General features: G+C 45.6%; 19 protein-coding genes. 13 read left to right on the plus strand and 6 right to left on the minus strand.

The features are described from left to right. Complete coding sequence (locus NBH16_RS08965; protein ID WP_121772620.1) at window positions 1-876, plus strand: hypothetical protein; 876 nt, start codon at window positions 1-3, stop codon at window positions 874-876. Here NBH16_RS08965 and NBH16_RS08970 read toward each other — a convergent pair. Further along, entirely contained in the window at window positions 871-1,275 is a 405-nt protein-coding gene (locus NBH16_RS08970) for a hypothetical protein (protein WP_250788396.1), read from the minus strand. The two genes, NBH16_RS08965 and NBH16_RS08970, sit on opposite strands and share 6 nt — an antisense overlap. Before the next feature lie 272 nt (window positions 1,276-1,547). Here NBH16_RS08970 and NBH16_RS08975 point away from each other — a divergent pair, with 272 nt between their 5' ends. The 6 genes from NBH16_RS08975 to NBH16_RS09000 all read left to right on the plus strand — a co-directional run bounded on the left by NBH16_RS08975 (window position 1,548) and on the right by NBH16_RS09000 (window position 9,458). Further along, window positions 1,548-1,934 (plus strand): helix-turn-helix domain-containing protein, encoded by a 387-nt coding sequence (locus NBH16_RS08975; RefSeq protein WP_005857583.1) that lies wholly within the window; start codon window positions 1,548-1,550, stop codon window positions 1,932-1,934. 632 nt (window positions 1,935-2,566) lie between these two features. Next, window positions 2,567-3,820 carry a DIP1984 family protein gene (locus NBH16_RS23395; protein WP_306439183.1) on the plus strand — a complete coding sequence of 418 codons (1,254 nt, stop codon included), beginning with the start codon at window positions 2,567-2,569 and terminating at the stop codon, window positions 3,818-3,820. Between the two features lie 387 nt (window positions 3,821-4,207). Then, on the plus strand, window positions 4,208-5,023 hold the full coding sequence (ispE, locus tag NBH16_RS08985; protein ID WP_250788397.1) for a 4-(cytidine 5'-diphospho)-2-C-methyl-D-erythritol kinase: 816 nt from the start codon (window positions 4,208-4,210) through the stop codon (window positions 5,021-5,023). Then, a complete protein-coding gene (locus NBH16_RS08990) occupies window positions 5,020-5,601 on the plus strand; it encodes a class I SAM-dependent methyltransferase (protein WP_270616567.1) in 582 nt (193 codons plus the stop codon). The genes ispE and NBH16_RS08990 overlap by 4 nt, the downstream gene beginning before the upstream one ends. Window positions 5,602-5,612: 11 nt before the next feature. Beyond that, on the plus strand, window positions 5,613-8,105 hold the full coding sequence (locus tag NBH16_RS08995; protein WP_121960743.1) for a S9 family peptidase: 2,493 nt from the start codon (window positions 5,613-5,615) through the stop codon (window positions 8,103-8,105). 198 nt (window positions 8,106-8,303) lie between these two features. Beyond that, complete coding sequence (locus NBH16_RS09000) at window positions 8,304-9,458, plus strand: carboxymuconolactone decarboxylase family protein (protein WP_250788399.1); 1,155 nt, start codon at window positions 8,304-8,306, stop codon at window positions 9,456-9,458. An 84-nt stretch (window positions 9,459-9,542) separates the two neighbouring features. Here NBH16_RS09000 and NBH16_RS09005 read toward each other — a convergent pair whose 3' ends face one another. Further along, complete coding sequence (locus NBH16_RS09005; protein ID WP_005862899.1) at window positions 9,543-10,544, minus strand: malate dehydrogenase; 1,002 nt, start codon at window positions 10,542-10,544, stop codon at window positions 9,543-9,545. A 154-nt stretch (window positions 10,545-10,698) separates the two neighbouring features. Between NBH16_RS09005 and NBH16_RS09010 the strand changes: the two genes are divergently transcribed. Continuing rightward, a complete protein-coding gene (locus tag NBH16_RS09010) occupies window positions 10,699-12,549 on the plus strand; it encodes a YgiQ family radical SAM protein (RefSeq protein ID WP_121960744.1) in 1,851 nt (616 codons plus the stop codon). Window positions 12,550-12,675: 126 nt separating this feature from the next. On the opposite strand, the gene NBH16_RS09015 is transcribed toward NBH16_RS09010, so the two are convergent. Genes NBH16_RS09015 through NBH16_RS09025 form a run of 3 tightly spaced genes read right to left on the minus strand, consistent with a single transcriptional unit; the run spans window position 12,676 to window position 14,470 of the window. Beyond that, a complete protein-coding gene (locus NBH16_RS09015) occupies window positions 12,676-13,056 on the minus strand; it encodes a RidA family protein (RefSeq protein WP_005862903.1) in 381 nt (126 codons plus the stop codon). 27 nt (window positions 13,057-13,083) lie between these two features. Continuing rightward, entirely contained in the window at window positions 13,084-13,830 is a 747-nt protein-coding gene (gene rlmB, locus NBH16_RS09020; protein ID WP_008778406.1) for a 23S rRNA (guanosine(2251)-2'-O)-methyltransferase RlmB, read from the minus strand. Between the two features lie 49 nt (window positions 13,831-13,879). Next, window positions 13,880-14,470, minus strand: coding sequence for a thymidine kinase (locus NBH16_RS09025; protein WP_005857603.1), 591 nt, complete (start codon window positions 14,468-14,470; stop codon window positions 13,880-13,882). A 328-nt stretch (window positions 14,471-14,798) separates the two neighbouring features. On the opposite strand from NBH16_RS09025, the gene NBH16_RS09030 reads away from it, so the two are divergent. The 5 genes from NBH16_RS09030 to NBH16_RS09050 are packed head-to-tail and all read left to right on the plus strand — an operon-like array spanning window position 14,799 to window position 22,022. Continuing rightward, the gene (locus NBH16_RS09030; RefSeq protein WP_008772386.1) at window positions 14,799-15,839 is read left to right on the plus strand and encodes an efflux RND transporter periplasmic adaptor subunit; all 1,041 of its coding nucleotides are present in this window, start codon (window positions 14,799-14,801) and stop codon (window positions 15,837-15,839) included. Window positions 15,840-15,844: 5 nt separating this feature from the next. Further along, a complete protein-coding gene (locus NBH16_RS09035) occupies window positions 15,845-18,886 on the plus strand; it encodes an efflux RND transporter permease subunit (protein WP_250788400.1) in 3,042 nt (1,013 codons plus the stop codon). Between the two features lie 9 nt (window positions 18,887-18,895). Beyond that, a complete protein-coding gene (locus NBH16_RS09040) occupies window positions 18,896-20,206 on the plus strand; it encodes a TolC family protein (protein WP_250788401.1) in 1,311 nt (436 codons plus the stop codon). A 3-nt stretch (window positions 20,207-20,209) separates the two neighbouring features. Beyond that, window positions 20,210-21,250, plus strand: a complete 1,041-nt coding sequence (locus NBH16_RS09045; RefSeq protein ID WP_057326448.1) for a sensor histidine kinase — start codon at window positions 20,210-20,212, stop codon at window positions 21,248-21,250. Further along, window positions 21,243-22,022, plus strand: a complete 780-nt coding sequence (locus NBH16_RS09050) for a LytR/AlgR family response regulator transcription factor (protein ID WP_250788403.1) — start codon at window positions 21,243-21,245, stop codon at window positions 22,020-22,022. The genes NBH16_RS09045 and NBH16_RS09050 overlap by 8 nt, the downstream gene beginning before the upstream one ends. Here the strand turns inward: NBH16_RS09050 and NBH16_RS09055 are convergent. Continuing rightward, window positions 22,019-22,651 (minus strand): hypothetical protein, encoded by a 633-nt coding sequence (locus NBH16_RS09055; RefSeq protein WP_250788405.1) that lies wholly within the window; start codon window positions 22,649-22,651, stop codon window positions 22,019-22,021. The genes NBH16_RS09050 and NBH16_RS09055 overlap by 4 nt on opposite strands. Window positions 22,652-22,696: the final 45 nt, after the last annotated feature.

Below are 22,696 nucleotides of genomic sequence, written 5' to 3' on the forward strand. Positions count from 1 at the left end.
ATGCGGCACATAAACAAAAATAATCCCAAAATAAGGAAAGAAGCTCTTACTATCATCCTCAAGCTTATCCAAAATCAGTGGATAGATGGAGAATATTATAATTTGACTTACGAAGATTTGGATGTATCGGAATTGGAGAATATTCTTGTAAAAGAACAAGAAGGATATTGCTGTTATTGTATGCGCACGCTCAGGCAGTCGGAAATAGATGGCAGTGAAAGGAATGTAACTCTTGAACATATTATTCCAAATCATATTTCCGAATCTGATTTTGAAAGAGACAAAGCAAGATATTCTGACTATTTCAAATTTGACAAGAAACACATCAAAGTCTTTGTTCATGGAGTATTGGAAGACAAAAAGAAACAACTTAAACCACCTCCCTTTCCACATTTTGTAGCCTATGATAATCTGGTGGCTTCTTGCGATGGAAGAACATTGAATAACTTAGATATAATTACTCCCCACCATTGCTGCAACAATTATAGGGAAGATAGATTTGTTGCTCCGTTATTTTACAAGGAGAATGTGGAGGATCTAATTCGATACGATTCAAAAGGAAATATCGATTGCGACGAAAAATATGTCCGCTATCTAGATGAGCGTGCCTTAAATTTAATGACTTATTCTTTTTGTCAAATCAGACGTTTTTGGAGAATAATCGCCCAGTCCGAATATACAGTAGATGATATATTGAATGCCAGAACAGACACGACAAGGCGTAATGACATAATTGATGATATAAGCGATAATTCGGATCGCTGGAATTCGGTTAGAAAAGAAATCGTATGGAAATTATTCGCAGACTATTCTTGGTTTTATTATTATTACACAAGACAACCAAGGATATGCAACACGGATATGCCTTATTCATAATTTCTTTTTTAGCGGTAATATTAATAAAAAACACCCTTGATTTTCGGAACGGCATATTGAAATGTGGCATTTATCCGTGGTCCAGCCATCCAAAAGGAAATCATATGTATAGGTCTTAACGCAGTGGCTTATATATTTCATTAGATCCTTATTATCAGTTAAGAATAGATATACAGCTTCACAAATGTCGTTTTGATTAAAAAGGCAAGTGAGCGTGGAGGTCTTGAATAGGACTTCCAATGTAATCTGACTTACGTCATTCCACGTATAAGTGATCGTACATAAATCCAGATCCTTCAATAACATCTGCGCCTTTCTTACCGGCAAACCAATTACTTGATGGGATAAGCTTATTATCTCGGAATAATCCTTTTGAGGATACTGATTTTGAGTTTCCATTGATTTCTGTGTTTATCATTCGCAGACAAAATAAGCTTACCGCCTGCTGATATACCATCAATCCCCTTGATAAAATATCAATGTCACGACTAATATTATCAGATGACAGAGATAAATGATATATCTGACTACGTATTTACGGTCGGTAACAATGCCCATCGTAATTTGTAGTTATAAATAAAATTAGGTGCGGTTGCTCTGGATATCTGATACAATAGTAAGATAACTCAGATTTAATACTTATTTTTGTAACAGGATCAATAAGAATTGACATGGAAACAACATTTACCAAAAGAAATAGTCATGGAGCCAACTTAAAACGTTGGAGAGAATGGAGAGGCATCAAACAAGAAGTGCTCGCCGACAAAATTGGGGTATCACAAGCCACCTTATCCGGCTACGAGAAAAAAGACGAATTGGAACCTGAGGTATTGGAAAAGGTCACGAAAGCTTTGGATATTCCGATAGAGGCGATCACGGAATTGAATGAAGGGACATCTATCAATATTTTTTCCGGCACGTGGCAAGATAACGCAAGCGGAAATGTTCAAAATCAAACATTCAATCCCATCGATAAAATAGTCGAGCTTTACGAACGATTATTAAAGGCCGAGCAAGAAAAGGTTGCCATGCTCCATGAAATCATAAAGGATAAATAAGTATCGATTATAGAGACCGTAAGCGAAAATGAGATAATCTTGACATTATGATCGAAATAACAGAATAACGATGTCAAGACCTTTTTACAAATAGAGAAAAAGAGGGAGAGACCTATGATGAAATCATACGTTTTCCCTCTTTTTCTTGCCTAAATACCCCTGTTTGGACTCAAAAGTAATAGAGTTAGGTAACACAAAAGGCTGTATTAGGCAACACGACCGTATGTATTAGGTAACGCAACCGTATGTATTAGGCGATACATACGGAAGAAACAGCCCTCGCATCCTATAGAATTGATCGATACACCCGTATAAAATGGCTATTTTCACCTAAAAATATGAGATACGATGAATTAATCTCGCTAGAATAAAAAGGCCTATTTCCATAAAACACTACAAGACAACCAGATGCTATTATTCTATGCCATTTTCGGAAACAAGGCGTACCTTAGCCCGGAAAAAACGCTTCTCCGGGAGTTTAGATTACAGAATGTCAAAACGTCAAACCTACTCTTTTACGCGTGATGCCTACAGCTATGCCCGCAAGAAGAAAACTAAAATTAAACTCAAAAATATACTTACAACATTATTATATACAATAAAATATTTATTTTTACACAAAATCTGTTGTTATGACAAAAGAACAATTCCTAAACGATCAGTATGTATCTGGATTTATCCAGTGGCTTCGTGATAAACTATCTAATTTCACCCATTCATATTACAATCAGAAAGAGAAGGAGGAATGGCAATGTACCTCTTTTTATGATGCTTGCCACAAATATAAATGGGGAGGTCTAAATTGGGAGGAAAACAATGCCTTATTGGAAAGTTATGCCAAACGACTTAAAGCGAGTATCCGAAATAATGACAACGAAGCTTGCCAAGATGCTTGCCTCGATATATTAAAATGGGGAGGCGTTATACGGGAAAATCAAGAAAGGATCAAGGCACAAACCAACCTTGTGAATTATCTAATGAAGGCAGAAGGGGTCTTAACCCGTGACTCTTTAGATATAAAGGATGAGATAATTATTATGAACTCAGGATTCACCAAGATTTATTCTTTATATATAAATGATTTTATCATCTACGATAGTCGTGTAGGAGCCGCTTTATGCTATTTGGTGAAACTATATTGTATAGAGCAGAAACAAGGCGGTGTCCCTTCTTCATTAAAATTCGCCTATGGTGATGCCCGAAATCCGGAGGTTAATCGGAATCCTAACAGCGACATTTACAAATTCTCTAAACTTGATCGAGGAAAAATCCATATTGAATGCAACCTTAAAGCCAATTGGCTATTAAAAGAAGTATTAAACTTCCCAGAATGCCAATTTAAAGACATGCGTTCTCTGGAAGCAGCCCTCTTCATGATCGGGTATGCAATTCCAAAAGAGCAAGAACAGCAAACATTAAAAACATACCGAATTATGAAATTAGCAGAAGCTCTCAGCTTACGAGCTGATTTACAAAAAAGAATATCACAACTGGAAGTCCGGCTAAAAAACAATGCCCGGATTCAAGAAGGTGAAGAGCCCGCAGAAGATCCACGGGGGCTTATGGATGAGTTGAATAATAATCTGAATGATTTGGAGACACTGATTTTCAGAATCAACCGAACCAACATGGCTACCCTTGCAGAAGGTACAAGCCTTACGGAAATGATCGCAAAGAAAGATATCTTAGCATTGCGCATCTCCGTCCTTCGTTCCGTCACACAATCGGCAACGGGCAGTTTAGAACGTTATTCGGCAAATGAAATCCGTTATGTCCGCACAATAAATGTGGCAGATTTACAAAAAGAAATAGATTCATATTCCAAGCAATTACGTGAATTGGACGTGAAGATCCAACAGCTAAATTGGTTGACGGAACTGATATAAAGCATAATTCAGGTAGTTCTTTTTAAATAGGGCGAGTATATCTCTGGCAATTGAGAATGAATTGTCGAACTTACTGCGAATGGAAGCGAGAGCGGAGCATAGCGCAAAAAGAATCGTAATGCTCAGTATTGTTACAAGCTCAAGCCACAGGTTGCATTGTTACTACCGCATACTGACTATAAAGAGAATGAGGGCGGGTCGGAGGGATTTTCTTTTAAGCAGGCATTTAATTATGGGCATCCTAATGGATATGGAGAAACAGGTCGCTGGCGGTATGACACTTATGGAGAAATTTTGGTGTGATTATCCTATTTGCCCATCAGATTAAGGTAATTCTGATCGGTAAACATTATCTTTGCGTATCATATAAAACAAACATTAAATACTATGATCTGTTTCCCTAATGCCAAGATAAACCTAGGTCTGAACGTGGTAAGCAAACGTCCGGACGGTTATCATAATATAGAGACCATCTTCTATCCGATCCCCGTGAAGGATGCCCTCGAGATCGTCGCCTCGGATCAGCCCAGTTTCACGCAAACCGGAATCCCGGTAGACGCTCCCCAAGAGAAGAACCTCGTCATAAAAGCGCTGAACGCCCTAAAGACGAGATACGAGATTCCCCCGCTAGAGATCCATTTGTTGAAAGCGATACCTTTTGGCGCCGGGCTTGGAGGAGGTTCCGCCGATGCCGCTTTTATGTTGAAGCTGGTCAATGATTTCTGCGGTTTGGATATTCACCCGGATGAGTTGGAGGCGATAGCGTCCACCATCGGAGCCGATTGCCCGTTCTTTATCCGTAACACGCCGGTATTCGCTACCGGCACGGGAAACCAATTCGAGCCCGTGGACTTATCCTTGAAGGATTATTATCTATGCTTGGTAAAACCGGATGTAGCCGTCTCCACCCCTGAAGCCTATTCGATGGTAACACCCGCCACGCCCGAGACCTCCTTGAAAGAGATCATCCGGCTACCGGTATCCGAATGGAAAGAGCGGATGGTGAACGATTTCGAGCGGAGCGTATTCCCGAAACATCCCGTGATCGAGCGGATCAAGGATACCTTATACGAGGGAGGCGCCTTATATGCCGCCATGTCCGGCTCCGGATCGTCCGTGTTCGGTTTGTTCGAAAAACCAACCCATTTCAAGGAACAATCCCTGTTCAGCGATTGTTTTCTATGGGAAGGACAATTATCATGAATCAAATAGAGACTTTTTTTGATACGATGGCGGAACGCTGGGACGCTGTCTGCGTACATGATCCGGGAAAAATCCGGACGATATTGGATCGTACCAACCTGCGGCAGAACGCCCGCATCCTCGATGTCGGTTGCGGCACGGGGATATTGGAAAGTTACCTGCTGCCGTACGAGCCCCGGCAAATCGTAGCGATCGATATAGCGGGCCAAATGATCGAGAAAGCACGCGTGAAATATCCGGATCATCCGCTCATCGAGTTCCTCCAAGAGGACGCTATGAGCTACGAGGGGAAAGGATTCGACTATATTATCCTGTATAGCGCCTACCCGCATTTCATGCGGCCGGAACGGTTGATCAAGCATATGAGCGACTTGCTCGTGCCCGGCGGTAAATTGGTTATCTGCCACAGCGAGAGCAAGGAAAAGATCAATACGCACCACCATCGGCACGCCGATCGATTATCGCTGCCCTTGCCCCCGGCCCGAGAGGTGGCGGCATTGATGGAGCCTTATCTTCTTCCGCTCGTCGTAGAGGATACCGAACAGCTTTACATCGTTTGCGGAAAACGTTTATCCTAAACTAATTATATATGAACAGAAAAACTAACTTAATTCCGGCATTGCTTCTTTCCGCCCTTTCGCTTTACGCCATGGAAGACGTGAAAGTAACGCAATTCCAGCACGCAGGCCCGTTCACGGTCAACAAGCCGATCCTAGCGGACAGCCTCAACGTAAACGGCAAGCCTTTCGAGGCAAAGAATCTATTAAAAGCGACCTTACCGTTCGAGCAAACGCTTGCGAACGCCACGGTACTCGACGCTGACACGGCAGGCGCGATCACCTTCGCCGCCCCGCAAAAGGGATATGCCCTGCATCTATTCTCTTTCTTCTTGAACAGCGACCGGTACGTAAAAGGCACGCTCGATATATCGGGTCCCGGGGCGTTCGAAGTATTCGTCAATGATAAACCAGTCGGAGCCTCTTCCGAGTTGGTGATGGAACCCCGCCGCTATCAAGTAGTCGTTAAATACCTGACAGCGGAAACAGACACTTGTCCTCCCAGCCTAAAGGCTACCTTCAAGAGCGAAGCGGAAGCGAAAGTCGTAGCTTCCTTGAACCCGGAGAAACGCTACACCCTTCTGAATATCCTAGAAGGAAAGGATTTCCAAGGCGTAAGTGTCTCCCCGAACGGGAAGTATGCCTTGGTAAAATACGTCAATCGATTCCCGGAGGGCAAGAGCGAATCGTACGGGCAATTGATGGATGCCGCTACGGGACGGGTCTTATTGCAAGACGGAAGTTTCTTGACAACCGCCAAATGGATGCCTAAAAGCAATCGATTGTATTACACCCGCACCGGTCTGGACGGTACGGAGTTGGTAACCGTAGATCCGGCGACCTACCAACAAACGGTATTAGTCCCGAACCTTCCGAAAGGGCGGTTCGTATTCACCCCCGATGAGTCCACGCTTCTCTATACCGTAGAAGAGGAAGGTCCCAAGGAAGGGACGGAATTGATCCGTGTATTAGAGCCGGCAGACCGTATCCCGGATTTCCGTGACCGCTCCTTTATCTGGCGGTATGACTTAAAAACAGGTTTGTACGAGCAACTTACTTTCGGGCATACGGACACTTATATCAATGATATCAGCGCTGATAGCCGCTATCTATTGTTCAGCACCAGCGACCGGGTGTACACCTCCTTACCGCACTCCCGCAACTCCCTTTATAAATTGGATTTGCAGACCATGGCGATCGATACGATCTGGGAGAAAGCCCCGTACGTAAACCAAGCCGCCTTCTCGCCCGACGGTAAACAGTTATTGGTAGCTGGGGCAGGCGACGCTTTCGACGGGATCGGACAAAATATCAAGCAAGGACAGATCTCCAACTCGTACGACGGGCAGTTATTCCTATACGATCTGGCAAGCCGTAAAGCCTCCCCTCTCACCAAGGACTTCAATCCGAACGTGATCGATGCCGTATGGAACCGCTTCAACGGGCAAATCTATATCCTCTGTGAGGATGAGGATTACCAACGGATCTATACGTGCGACCCGGCAAACGGGAAGATCAAGCAAGTAGCCGCCTCCGAGGATATTATCATGTCGTATGCGTTGGCCGACAACGCTCCGGTTCTCTTCTATTACGGACAGAGCGCGTCCAACGCCAACCGCCTTTACGCTTACGACCTGAAAGGTGGAAAGAACCGCTTGGTGTATGATCTCTCGCAAGATAAATTAAAAGATATCGCCTTAGGCGAGGTACACGACTGGAACTTCAAGTCGGATGACGGTACGACGATCCAAGGTCGTTATTACCTGCCGCCTCATTTCGATCCGAATAAGAAATATCCGATGATCGTTTATTACTATGGCGGTACTTCCCCGACGAACCGTGCGCTGGAGATGCGTTATTCCATGCATATGTACGCCGCTCTCGGATACGTGGTCTACACCTTGAACCCTAGCGGAACGACGGGCTTCGGACAGGAATTCGCCGCCCGCCATGTGAACGCATGGGGCCTGAAGACCGCCGATGAGATCATCCAAGGCACCAAGCTGTTCTGCAAGGAGCATTCTTTCGTGAACGAGAAGAAGATCGGTTGCATCGGTGCCAGCTACGGCGGATTCATGACACAATACCTACAAACCCGTACGGACATTTTCGCCGCCGCTATCAGCCATGCCGGTATTAGCGCGTTGAGTAGCTATTGGGGAGAAGGTTATTGGGGATATGGCTATTGCTCCGTAGCGAATGCCGGCACTTATCCTTGGAACGCCCCGGAGTTCTTTACCAAGCAAAGCCCGTTGTTCAACGCCGATAAGATCAAGACCCCGCTCCTGTTGCTTCACGGCAACGCCGATACGAACGTACCCATCGGGGAAAGTATCCAGATGTTCGCCGCCTTGAAGATCCTAGGAAAGACCGTGGAATTCGTGCAGGTGGATGGCGAGAATCATGGTATCGTAGGTTATCAGAAGCGTATAGGCTGGCAAAATACCATCTACGCATGGTTCGCCAAATGGCTGAAAGACGAGCCGGAATGGTGGAAAGCCTTATATCCGGATCGTACTTTATAAGAATATTTATTTGAACGAAAGCGTCTGTGTCTCCCGCAAGGGAATCGCAGGCGCTTTATTCGTTTGCTCAACCCCAGCTGTCATCCGGATCAGCTCCGTTTACGAACGGTAATTTTGATACAAAGATCCGTAATATATATACATATACTTGAGATAAATCCGAATATCTTTGTGATGTCAAACAATAACGATATCCTCATGAAAACAAAAGTAATCGTACTCTTCCTGCTAGGCTTCATACCAGCCTTCGCACAAGATATCCCAACTTCTAAAACAGAACAAAATATGGACAGAATCGAACGCTGTAAAAAGAATTACACCGAGCTATTCGGAGGCGAGGCATTGACCGGACAAGGAACAGATCCGGAAATGATGGACATTCTCCAGAAATTCATCTTCGGGGAGGTATTCCGCACAGGAGATCTTGATAAAAAGACCCGGGAGCTTATCACTTGCACCATATTAGCCACGATGCAAACCTTGCCCCAACTGAGCGCTCACGCCAAAGCGGCGCTAAACGTAGGCGTCACTCCCATCGAGCTACGGGAGGCAACATATCTATGTGCCCCGTTCATCGGTTTCCCGAAGACATTGAATGCCTTAAATACCATCAACGAAGTCTTTAAGCAACAAGGCATCGCTTTGCCTCTGGAGAGACAAGCTACCGTTACGGAAGAAGATCGCCACGAGAAAGGACAAGCCATACAAAGCCGGCTTTACGGCGAGGGAATCAAAGAGGCCATGAGGAACGTCTCGGGAAATATGGGTCCGGAAGTAGAGCGATTCCTCACCGAATTCTGCTTCGGAGATATCTATACTCGCAACGGGCTAGACCTCAAAACCCGGGAGTTACTGGCTTATTGCATACTAACGACCCTTGAAGCCGAAAGCCAACTACACTCGCATCTCGAAGGGAACTTACTGGCCGGCAATAGCAAGGAGACCTTAACGGCGGCGGTTATACAATGTCTTCCTTATATCGGCTTCCCTTCCGCTATCAAAGCGTTGAAGATCATTAAGGAATCCTCTCAGCCCGCCCCTGAGAAGAACTTAGTCCGCCTATCCAAGATCACGGTCGATCCCGCCCAGTTGGAGCGTTATAACGCCTTTCTGAAAGAAGAGATCGAGGCTTCCATGCGTCTAGAGCCGGGTGTTCTTACACTGTATGCCGTATCGGAGAAAGAACATCCGCATAAAGTAACCATCCTAGAGATTTACGCGGATCAAGACGCTTATAAAAGCCATATCCAAACGCCCCATTTCCAGAAATACAAACAAGGAACATTACAGATGGTGCAAGAGTTGGAACTGGTAGATAGCACGCCCCTGATCCCCGGACTAAAGATAAAATAAAACAAGAATCCCCGCTTTCCGGCACGAAGCCATCTAAGCGGGGATTCCATATATCCATGAAAATCTAAATTACTTGTTATTCGATCATTTGATATTCGGATTCAATTTATGCCATTCGGAAATAGCGGGAAGCACGCCCATAGCGATCACCTCGTCACGTAAAGCGCAAAGGTGCTTGTAGCTCTTCTCCAAGGCAGCCTCTTCTTCCGGTGTACCATGCACCTCTTTCAACGTTACGCCGTCTTTCGTAATCGAGGTCTCCCAAGCCATCATGATATGATCGAACTTACCGTTTGATACATAAGCGCCAGCCGGCCAACGGAACGGTTTACCACCCATTGCCGCGGCGATCATCTCGATAGATACATACGACGGGCTTTGGAAGGAAGAACGGCCACGCAAGGCGATAATGTTCGCGCCACCCTTCGTAACCTTTGTCTGTATCTCCGCCCATTGATCTTTCGTCAAGGCATCCGTACCGATAAGCTCAGTTAAAGGTTTACCATCCACTTTAGCGGTAGAGGCGAAAACAGCCATTTGCTCGCCATGGCCACCATACGTACGGCAATTCTCAACCTGATCCATAGAGATACCGAAATGTTTTGCCAACTCACTGCGTAAACGAGTAGAATCCAATGCGGCCAACGTCGTAACCTGAGAAGGTTTCAAGCCGGAATACAATAAGGTAATCAAACCGGTAATATCCGCCGGGTTAAAGATAACCACGATATGCTTTACGTCCGGGCAATAAGCCTTTACGTTCTTGCCGAACTCCTCGGCGATAGCGGCGTTTCCTTTTAGGAGATCCTCACGGGTCATACCTGCCTTTCTTGCGGCACCACCGGAGTTAACGATATATTTAGCGCCAGTCAAAGCCTCCTTGATGTCTGAGGTAAAAGTGATGTTTACACCCTCGAAACCACAATGGAATAATTCCTCGGCAACTCCCTCCAAACCCGGTGCGTAAGGGTCGTACAAACAAATGTTGGAAGTTAGTCCCATCATAATAGCGGTCTGTGCCATATTAGAACCGATCATACCTGCTGCGCCGACAATCGTCAGCTTCTCGTCTGTGAGTGTTTTCATAAGAAACCTTGTTTTTAAATGTTTATTTTTCTTTTCGACACAAAGATACGAGATTGAGAACTCTTGTCCTAATCATAAAAACGAATCCCCCATAAATAAAAGTTATGAATAGCGTCTCTATGATTATTCCAAGATTATCACGTACCTTTGCATTATGAAAACATTTAAACTAGACAATTGGTTGCCCACAACGAAGAAAGAAGTCGAGGCACGGGGATGGGATTACCTCGACGTGATCCTTTTCTCTGGAGACGCCTATGTGGATCACCCCTCTTTCGGGGCGGCCGTGATCGGTCGTGTATTGGAAGCGGAAGGATTACGGGTAGCGATCGTACCGCAACCGGATTGGCGGGGAGATTACCGGGATTTCAAGAAGCTCGGCGTTCCCCGGCTTTTCTTCGGTGTATCCGCCGGTGCCATGGATTCAATGATCAACCATTATACTGCCAATAAGCGATTACGCAGCGACGACGCCTATACGCCGGACCAACGTCCGGGAATGCGCCCGGATTATCCGAGCATTGTCTATACTAAAATACTGAAAGAATTGTATCCGGATGTCCCCGTCGTATTGGGTAGCATCGAGGCCTCATTACGCCGGCTTACGCATTACGATTATTGGCAAGATAAGCTATTACCGGGAATCCTTGCCAGTAGCCCGGCCGATTTATTGATTTACGGCATGGGCGAGAAGCCGATCAAGGAGTTGGTGCGCCGCCTAAAGTCCGGCATTCCTTTCAACGAGATCAAGGACATCCGCCAAACGGTTTATCTGGCAGACAAAGAGGATGCGAAAGACGATGATATCGTGCTCTTCTCACACGAGGAATGCCTAAAAGATAAATTGAAACAAGCGAAGAATTTCCGGCATATCGAAGAGGAATCCAACAAATACAATGCCTCACGTATCTTGCAAAAGGTAGGAAAACAGGTGATCGTAGTGAATCCTCCTTTCCCTCCAATGACGGAAGCGGAGATAGATGCTTCCTACGACCTCCCCTATACCCGCTTGCCGCATCCCAAATATAAAGGGAAAGTGATACCGGCTTTTGAGATGATCAAGTTCTCAGTGAATATCCACCGGGGTTGTTTCGGAGGATGCGCGTTCTGTACCATATCGGCGCATCAAGGGAAGTTCATCGCCTCCCGAAGCAAGGAATCGATCTTGAAGGAAGTGAAAGCGATTACCGAAATGCCGGATTTCAAGGGATATCTAAGCGATCTGGGAGGCCCTTCCGCCAATATGTACCGTATGAAAGGGAAAGATGAGCGGATTTGCGCCAAATGCAAGAAACCGTCTTGTATCTCCCCCGTCGTTTGCAAGAACTTGAATGCGGACCATACGCCGCTACTGGATATCTACAAAGCGGTAGATAGACTTCCCGGGATCAAGAAGTCGTTTATCGGAAGCGGTGTACGCTATGACCTGTTATTGCACCGTTATGCGGATGAGTCTTTAAACAAGGCAGCTCAAACCTATACCGAGGAATTAATCGCCCGCCACGTATCCGGCCGTTTGAAAGTGGCCCCGGAGCATACGCAAGACGAGGTGTTGAAACAAATGCGTAAACCGTCTTTCTCGCAATTCGGACAGTTCAAGAAGATATTCGATAAGGTAAACCGGCAATATGGGTTGAACCAGCAACTCATCCCCTATTTCATTTCCAGCCATCCAGGATGTACCGAGGCGGATATGGCGGAGCTGGCGGTGATCACCAAGAGCTTGCATTTCCAGTTGGAGCAAGTACAAGACTTCACGCCTACGCCGATGACATTGGCTACGGAGATGTATTATACCGGATATCATCCTTATACGTTGGAGAAAGTATATACGGCCCGCTCAAAAGAACAAAAGTTGGCACAACGCCAGTTCTTCTTCTGGTATAAACCCGAGTCACGCCGTCAGATCATGCAAGTATTGCAAAAGATGGGACGAAAGGATTTGATTGAGAAATTATTCGGACAGAGGGGTGACATGAATCCCGCTCCCAGAAAAAGAAGATAATAGGCTTTTGAGATTAGCTGTATCGATGAATTACGAGAGTAGTCGCATCGTATCACGGGAGTAGTCTTGATGGATAACGAGAGTAGTCTCGACTAGCGATGAGACTACTCTCGTTATTCCTTATGATTATTCTTTCACGGCGATCACCTCGATCTCTACCAAACCATTCTTCGGCAGTGTCTTAACGGCTACCGCCGAACGTGCGGGAAACGCACCTTCGAACTGAGAGGCGTATACCTCGTTCATAACGGCGAAGTCGCCCATATCCGCTAAAAATACGGTTGTTTTTACGACATCATTGATGCTATAACCTGCCTCTGCCAAGATAGCGTGAACATTCTTGAACGCTTGGGCGGTTTGTTCCTTTACGGATCCCTCAACGAAAAGTCCCGTAGCAGGATCGATACCCAGTTGTCCGGAAGCGAACAGCATATTACCTACTTGCACCGCTTGGCTATACGGACCGATAGCGGCGGGAGCGTTTTTTGTAGCGATAACTTTCTTCATTTTCTTCTTTAGTTTATATACATATTATTATTGTTGCTCGTTCATACGTTGGCGAACCACCTCGTACACCAGAATGGAAGTGGCTACAGATACATTCAAGGAGCCAATCGTTCCGAATTGCGGAATCTTTACCATATTATCGCAGATGCGCAAGTTCTCCGGAGACACACCCGTATCCTCCGCTCCCATCACGATCGCTACCGGTCCTTCATACTTCACCGCCGTATAATTCTCCGCCGCTTTCTCGCTGGCGGCAAATACCTTCACCCCGCTTTGCTGCAAGAAACGGATCGCTTGGTTGATACTCTTCTCCTTACAAACCGGCAATACATGCAAGGCGCCGGCAGAGGTCTTGATCGCGTCGGCGTTTACCGAAACGCTTCCTTTTGCCGGAATCACAATCGCATCGACTCCCGCACACTCGCAGGTACGGGCAATAGCGCCGAAATTACGCACGTCCGTAACCCCATCCAGCAATACGATGAAAGGATCTTTTCCTTGCTCATACACAAAAGGAATGATATCTTCCAAGCTCTGGTAGGTAACCGCCGACATAAAAGCGATCACCCCCTGATGATTCTTTCGAGTCAAACGATCCAAGCGTTCAGCCGGAACACGTTGTACCGGTATCTCACGGCCTCTCAGTACCTCAAATAACTCTTTGGATAGATCCCCTTGTAAATCCCTTTTCACAAGGATCTTATCTACCTCCTTATCAGCCTGTATAGCCTCAATCACGGCACGAATGCCGAACACCATCTCGTTTTCTTTCATACTTTATATAACGCAAAACTATTAATTTCACAAATGTAGGGATAAATAATCAATTCTTCAAACCTTCAGCCTTCGCATAGCATTCCCGGCATAAAGGCTCGTATTCGGATTGTTCCCCTAAGAAGACCCGTTTATCATTTCCCACGATACGATGGGATACGTAAGCCAAACGTCCGCATTTCACGCAGATGGCATGCACTTTCGTCACCTCATCGGCGATAGCGCATAGCTCCGGCATAGGACCGAAAGGAACTCCCTTATAGTCCATGTCCAACCCAGCCACGATCACCCGGATACCGTTAGCGGCCAATTGATTGCACACGTTTACCAATCCCTCATCGAAAAACTGGGCCTCGTCTATCCCCACCACATCGATCTCGGAAGTGAACAATAGGATACTGGAAGAAGAATCCACCGGAGTAGAAGGAATCGAATTACTATCGTGCGAGACCACGTTATCCTGCGAATAGCGGGTATCAATCGCAGGCTTGAAAATCTCCACCCGCTGCTTGGCGAATTTAGCCCGCTTCAAACGGCGGATAAGCTCCTCCGTCTTACCGGAAAACATGGAACCGCAAATCACCTCGATCCGCCCTTGTCCCGGATACTGGAATATATGTTCTTCTGAAGGCAATGTCATTACTTTCTCCTTTTTTGCCGGCAAAAGTACATAAAAAAGCGGAACCGCGGAAGTTTACTCACCGTATCACCGGTTCTAATTGTCACTGCACAGGCGTTGCAGTGTTACTGCATAAGCCTTGTAGTACTACTGCAACCCGGGTTACAGTGGGCATTGCCTATAGTGATACACGGTATAAGGCATCCATCGTCCGCCTCATTATAAATTAAGGTTGGGCCGGTCTATTTTCCAGTTGAGCGACGGTATCTTCCGGTTCAGTAAAAATCCGCCTTATTCCTTCATCCATTGCCTCTATTTTTGCCCGGTAACAAATAACTAGGTATATCTTATGAGAAGAATTTCATACATCCTGCTTCTGGGCATCCTTTTATCGGCATGCCAAAAGAACACAAAGTCCGAAGGCACGAACTTACCTGTCGAGGTGATCTCTCCAATAAAAAAGACAGAGATCGGCAGAAGTCGTGAATACACCTTTTTATCAAGGCCCTACAATGAGACGGTCCTATCTTTCCGCATCAATGGCCCCGTCTTGAATTTCGACTTACGGCCCGGACAAGCGTTCTCCAAAGGCAGCACGATCCTCTCGATCGATAACCGTGACTTCTTGATTCGCAAGCAGCAAACAGAGGCGCTCTATTCGCAAACCAACCAAGAGTATAAACGGATCGAGGCCCTTTACAAAAAGAATAACATCTCCGGAAGTAATTATGAGAAGGCGAAAGCGGATTTCCTTGTTGCCAAATCCAATTACGAGACCGCCGTCAACGCCCTAAGCGATACCCATCTGAGCGCCCCTTACGACGGGTATATCCAAAATATCCATATCGAACCTTTCCAAGACGTGAAAGCGACTGAGCCAATCCTTACCTTCATAGAACTGGACAGGCTCAAGATCGAGACCTATATACCAGAGGAAGTCGCCTTACACTTATATGATAAAGAAAAACAGAAGCTATGTCAAATAGGAATCCATTTCGATACGGCTCCCGAACGGACAATCACCCCTTCCGATTTATATGTGTCTAAAAGTACGACAAACAATAACCTCTCTTATCTGCTGACTGCCATTGTCCCTAATCCAGATATGGAATGGCTGGGTGGAATGAGTGGAATCCTCTCGATCGACCTACCCAAAGAAGAGCGGTCTCAAAATCTATGGCTTCCCTTAACGGCTATCTGCCATCGCCCCCAAAAAGGAGATTATGTATGGGTGGTCAAAGGAGACAAGGTAAACTCCGTTCCCGTCAAACTCGGTGAGCAAAGAAATAACCAGATAGAGATCGTGGAAGGAATCACGGAAAATGACCTTGTCGTATTGACAAGGCAACGTTTCCTTTCCGAAAATAGTACCGTAACCATCCAAAAATAAGTAAGATGCAAAAATTCATCAAATATTTCCTGAAAAACAAAGCGGTTACATGGCTCCTGCTAGTCCTGATCTTGGCAGGGGGACTGTTCTCTTACGCAAAGATGGGAAAACTGGAAGATGCCCCGTTTACGATCAAGCAAGCCTTGGTACTTACCCCTTATCCCGGCGCCTCCCCCTCAGAAGTTCAGTCCCAAGTGACGGATGTGCTGGAAGAAGCCATTCAATCCTTAGGCGAGTTATACTATCTGAAGACAGAGAACCGGGCTGGACTTTCCAAGATCACGGTCTACGTGAAAAAGGAAATCCGGGCCGACGAGATGCAGCAGTTATGGGATAAACTACGCCGAAAGGTAAACGACGTACAAGGCAAATTACCTTCCGGAGCGGGAACCTCCATCGTCAATGATGATTTTGGCGATGTATTGGGTGTTTTCTACGGATTGACCGGAGAATCTTATACCTACCGGGAACTGGAGGATCAAGCCAAACTGATCAAAGACGATTTACTGAAAGTAAAAGACGTGGCAAAGGTAGAGATCTACGGCATACAAACTCCCGTAATCGATATCCGGATAAACCCCACGATCTTATCCAATCGGGGTATTACGACAGCTGATATCAAACGGGCGTTCGACGGACAGAATAAAGTGGTAGACGCCGGGAGTATTCGCAACGGGGACACTCGCATACGTATCGAATCCACCGGTAATTTTTACTCCTTGGATGATATCCGTAACCTTACGATCGTATCTCATTCCGGCGAGCATTTCCGGCTAGGCGATATCGCCCGTATCGAAGAGGGTTACCAGACTCCGCCCCAAAACTTCATGCGCATCAATAACAAGCAAGCGGTCGGTATCGCTATCTCTACCATACCGACCGGGAACGTGGTCGATATGGCCAAGGCCGTGAAAAAGCGTATTCAATCATTTTCGGAGACCATGCCCAAGGGTTTTGAGCTCACCTCCATATACGACCAAGGATATGAGTCTGCCGTGGCCAACCAAGGATTTATCTTGAACTTGATTATCTCCGTCGTGACCGTAGTAGCGATCTTATTGTTCTTTATCGGTTTCAAAAACGGCCTTTTGATCGGTAGCGGATTGGTTTTCTCTATCTTCGCCACTTTAATTGTCATGTTCGCCAACGGGATCGCCTTGCAACGAATGTCTCTTGCCGCTATCATCATCGCGATGGGTATGTTGGTAGATAACGCCATCGTAGTATCGGACTCTGCCTTGGTAAATATGCAACGAGGCATGCGCAAACGTATTGCGATCATGAGGGCTTGCTCATCCACCGCCCTGCCTCTACTGGCGGCTACGGCTATCGCGATCCTCACGTTCTTGCCCATTTACTATTCACCGCATATCACGGGCGAATTACTTTCATCCTTAGTGATCGTGATCGGAGTATCCTTGATGTTCAGCTGGGTGTTCGCGCTTACGCAAACCCCATTCTTCATCCAAGAGTTTGTACGGCGCCCCAGACCGGACGAGTTAACAGGGGAATTATTCTCCGGAAAATACTATGATTATTTTCGGTCTTCCCTACGCCTTGTCATCAAATACCGATACGCTACAGTAGGTATCTTATCCGTTCTATTGGTTATCTCCGCATGGAGTTTCCAGTTTATCCCGAAAGTGTTCGTGCCTTCGCTCGATAAGCAGTATTTCACTTTAGATATGTGGCTACCGGAAGGTACAGCCATCGAGGAAACCGATCGATACGCTACTGATATGGCCGAATCCATCCAAGAATATTCGCAGACGGAAATGGTTTCCTCTTATATCGGACGGACACCGCCCCGTTATTATCTATCGAACGTTAGCTTCGGTCCCCAACCAAACTATGCCCAATTATTGGTAAAATGTAAGACATCCGGAGAGGCCCGGGAATTGCATGCCTTGCTACAAGACTCTATTCGCTTAAAATATCCGGAACCGCTCATCAAGGTGAACAAGTTTGAGTTAAGCCCGCTTACGGAAGCCTTGATAGAAGCCCGTTTCCTCGGACCGGACCCGGCGGTATTGGACTCTTTGGCTGGAGTAGCTATCGACATTATGCGAAGGAACCCGAAAGTAGCCGATGCCCGGAATGAATGGGGTAATATGACCTATATGATACGCCCGGTATATGATCCGGTAAAAGCCGGTTCCTTAGGTATCACCAAGGCCAATTTGATGGAATCCGTCAAATCCATCGAGGAAGGTGCGGTTATCGGGATTTACCGGGATGAGGAAAAGAAAGTCCCGGTCTTATTGAAATCGGAGACGAGCGGAATCAATGATCCCCATTCATTAGGCGATTTCTCGGTCTGGAATGGAGAGAAATCCGCTCCTTTGTCGCAAGTAACCCAACAAGTAACCTCTACATGGGAATATCCGCAGGTCAAGACCTACAACCGGCAATTGTCTATGGCAGCGATGTGTGGCGTGAAAAACGGTTACACCATGTCTGAGGTACACGGTGAGATTCGGGAAGAGATCGAGAAAATGAACCTGCCCCAAGGATATAGCTTCTTCTGGGATTCACAATATAAAGACCAGACGGAGGGATTACAAGCCCTTGTCAAATTCTTCCCGTTGGCTTTCTTGATGTTGGTTGTTATATTGGTCGCTTTATTCTCCAATTTCCGTCAACCGATAATCATCCTTTGCGTGCTCCCTCTCTCCTTAATCGGGGTAGCGATCGGTATGTTACTTACCGGGTTCGATTTCGGCTTTTTCCCGATCGCCGGATGGTTGGGACTCTTGGGTATGATTATCAAAAACGTAATCGTATTATTAGACGAGATTAACACGCAACGTCGTAACGGTATCTCTCCATACGACTCGATCATAGAGGCAACCATCTCAAGGACTCGCCCGGTCTTGATGGCGGCTACCACGACTATTCTAGGAATGGTGCCTTTACTTTTCGACGTAGCGTTCGGTGGAATGGCGGCGACTATTATCTTCGGACTCACCTTCGCCACCTTACTTACGTTATTCGTAACCCCGACGTTATACGCATTGTTTTACCGGATTCATTCACCTCACAAATAAACGATAAAAATGGACAAAGTATATATTATCAGCGGTCTCTTATCCTTCCTATCCTTCCCGTTAATCGCACAAAACAGCGATTATCAAGCGCAATATAGGGAAAAAGTCTTGGAATACAACCAAGACTTGAAAGCAGCGGGATACAACGAGGCCATGAAACAGGAAATGATCAAATCGGCCCGTGCGGATTTCAAACCGAAACTCTCGGCGGGAGGTAATTTCAATTATACCGGTAATCCGCTAGAATTATCGATTGATTTGCCATCTATGAGTTCCCCCCTTTATTTTCAAGGTAAAGATCTGAAATATGGGGCGACTCTCTCCCTATCACAACCGATTTATACCGGAGGCGGCATTCGTGCTAACTACCAAAAAGCGAAACAAGAAAAAGAGTTGGCATCCAATGAATCCGATCGTATAAAAAGCAATACCCTACACGACGCCGATATCTACTATTGGAACGCAGTAGCCCAACACGAGCTGGTTTTCGTGGCACAGGCATTTCGTACATCTATACAGCAACTGGTAGAGGTCGTACGCCACCGGGTAGAAGTCGAATATATCGATCGAAACGACCTTCTTATGGCGGAGGTAAAACTAAACGACGCGGATTTCCAGTTATTGCAAACTCGTGATAACGCCGAGATCGCACGTTTAGCCCTTAATTCTTTCGCTGGTGTAAACCCGAGCGATACCTTGCCGATCGATCATTCCGTAATCGCCCTCAAACAATTTATCCCTTTATCGGATGAGATAGATAACGCGATAACCAGCAGGCCGGAATACCGGATCGCCCAAAACAAGATCGAGTTACAGGAATCATCCCGGAAAATAGCAGATGCCCGTTTCTTACCCCAATTCCATATTGGAGTAGATGGAAGTTATTCCTCACCGGGCTATAACTTCAAATCCGACCTAGATCCGAACTATGCGATCTACGCCAAGTTCAGTATCCCGCTCTTCGAATGGGGAAAACGTAAGAGTACCCGCAACGCTTCCTCGTACGCCATCAATATGGCTCAACAGAATCTCAGCAAGGCGCAAGATAAGATCCGGCTGGAAATACAAACCGCCCATTACAACTATAAGCAAGCTATCGATAAAGTCAAACTAACCGAGAGCTCATTATCAAAAGCATCCGAAAGTGAACAAATGGCCATGGAGCGTTATAAGGAGGGGAATGTTTCCATCGTCGAGGTTATCAACGCTCAACTATATCATCAGCAAGCTCAGGTTAATTATATACAATCCAAACTAAACGCACAGATGGCGAAGACGGATTTCGAACGGGCAATTTATTATCTTCGCGAAAAAGAATAGGTCATGAAAGAAATATCATACGGGAAATCGGCATGTATCCTTTTGTTTTCGGCATTAGGGGTCTTTTCCTATTTCTTGCTGTTATATCATACGGAGCTACAAGAGCGCATCCCCGATATAAAAATTTCATTGATCGCTTTGTCCATCACGATAGCGGTATTCAACCTGTTCGGTTTCAGTTTACTGGTCAGCAGTAATTGGATGGCTACCAATTACCCATTGTATTATATCGATAAGAGCCGGATGTTATGGCATTATCTGCTGGTAGCGATCCTATTGCTACTTATGAATTGTACCCTGTTTATCTCGTTGAAATGGATCACAAGCATTGGCGATCCTTTCGTGATCCGGGCAAAAGGGGCCGGTTTAGTAATAGCCGTCTGGTTCGTGGAGATGATCATTTTCAGCCTTCTCTTGATTAATTATTCGATGCGTTATACATTGAATTTATATAAGGAGAAACAAAGATTGGAAGCAGAATCTATACAAGCTAAATATACCGCTCTCCAAAGCCAGCTAAATCCTCATTTCCTGTTTAATAGCTTGAATACATTGATAGCGGAGATAGAGTATGATCCATCTACGGCGGTCAAGTTTACGCAGCATCTATCCGAGGTATACCGTTACGTGCTCCGCCAGCAACAGTGCCAGATCGTCTCTTTAAAAGAGGAGCTTGATTTTCTGGATTCCTATATATTCCTCCATCAAGTCCGGCTGGGAGATTGTTTGTCGTTGGAATGCGATCTTCCCGACAACGTCATTGACCATCAATTGCCCCCACTGACACTGCAACTACTTGCCGAGAATGTCGTGAAACATAATTATATCGACGATTTTAACCCGATGACCATACGAGTATATACTGAAAAGAACGGTCGATATCTATGCGTCAGCAATACATTACGACCTAAAAAAGTCTCAAACGCATCCGGTAAAGGATTAAAGAATTTGTCGGAGCGTTATCAATTACTATGTAAGCAGGATATCCAAATCCGTAAAAATGATCACCAATTCACCGTATCAATCCCACTTATTTATGAATAATATTCAAGTAGCCATTATCGAAGATGAGAAACCGGCCGCCCGGTTACTGGAAGGTATGATAAAGAAATTACGCCCGCAATGGGATATCATCAAGATACCCGGAAGCATCGAATCATCCGTGGCTTGGTTCGCTTCCCATCCGCATCCGGATATCGTTTTTCTGGATATCCAGTTGTCGGATGGAAATTCTTTTTTATTTATAGAACAGGTTTGTCCTACAAGTCTCATTATCTTTACGACCGCTTACGATGAATATGCGGTCCGAGCCTTTACGGTAAACAGTATTGATTATCTACTCAAACCGATACGACAAGAGAGATTGGAGGAAGCCATCCAGAAATTCGAGCATGTCACGTCTAAGTACAACCAGAAGCTCTTAGAGCAAAATGATTTATTGGAAGTACTCCATTCCCTCACGTATCCCGGCAAGAAATACAGGACCCGTTTCCTTATTTCCGGCAACGAGAAACTGATCACTTTACAGGTGGAGGATATCGCCCACTTTTATTCATTAAACAAGATCACCTTCGCTGTCACACGCCAAAACAAGGAGTACATAATCGATTTCCCGCTGGATAAACTCATGGAACAATTAGATCCCGATAAATTTTTCCGGACGAACCGGCAGACGATCATAAATATCGAATCCATCGTGAAAATAGAGCCCTATTTTCAGAATAAGGTCATTGTCCACATAAAGCCGGAACATAAAGAGAAAATATTGGTCAGCAAAGAAAAATGGGCCTCTTTCAAGCTATGGTTGAATTATTAGACCTTTCGCCCATTGCTATAATACCGTTCTTTTCTATCGTCCCGATCCTTCTTATTCTTTTTAGGTTTGGGCTTATCCGGTTTCGCTGGTTTCCGATAGTCATGACGATGATTGTCACGATCCCAATGTCTATCTGAGTCATGCCGGTCGTCTCTCCAATGATTGTCATGGTGAATGGTACCCCAGCGGTAATTCCAATAGTTATCCTCATAGCGACGGCAGTCATGGGACGGGCGGCGATCCGGATATCTCGGATTCGCATACCATCCCCGATAATCATGGATACGTTGCGGATGCTCCCTTACAAAACGGACATATAGATTGAACTGGGCTGGAGTCAATATACGTTGGATCTTACGATCCCTTTCCATGCGCAAATCGTAAATATGACGAGCTGCCCGGTCCCAATACCGATAGTCACGGCGGGCCTCCTTCTCTATTTTCTGTCCGTACTTATGGATGATCTTATGGTATTCCGCTGCTTGGCGAGCGGGCAAATGCATCGCTTGCTCCATCCAAAGACAATTTTGACAATGCGGTTCATTCCACCCAAAACTGATCCAAAACTGGCTGTAAGCGGGTAAACTGCACAATATAGCCAACACACATAGTAAGCTGAATCGTTTCATGTCTTTTCAATTTTAAGTTAATAATAAAGCGAATCGTTTGTTCTT

Source organism: Parabacteroides sp. Y3-G-102 (assembly GCF_023656845.1).
GTDB classification, from domain to species: domain Bacteria; phylum Bacteroidota; class Bacteroidia; order Bacteroidales; family Tannerellaceae; genus Parabacteroides; species Parabacteroides distasonis.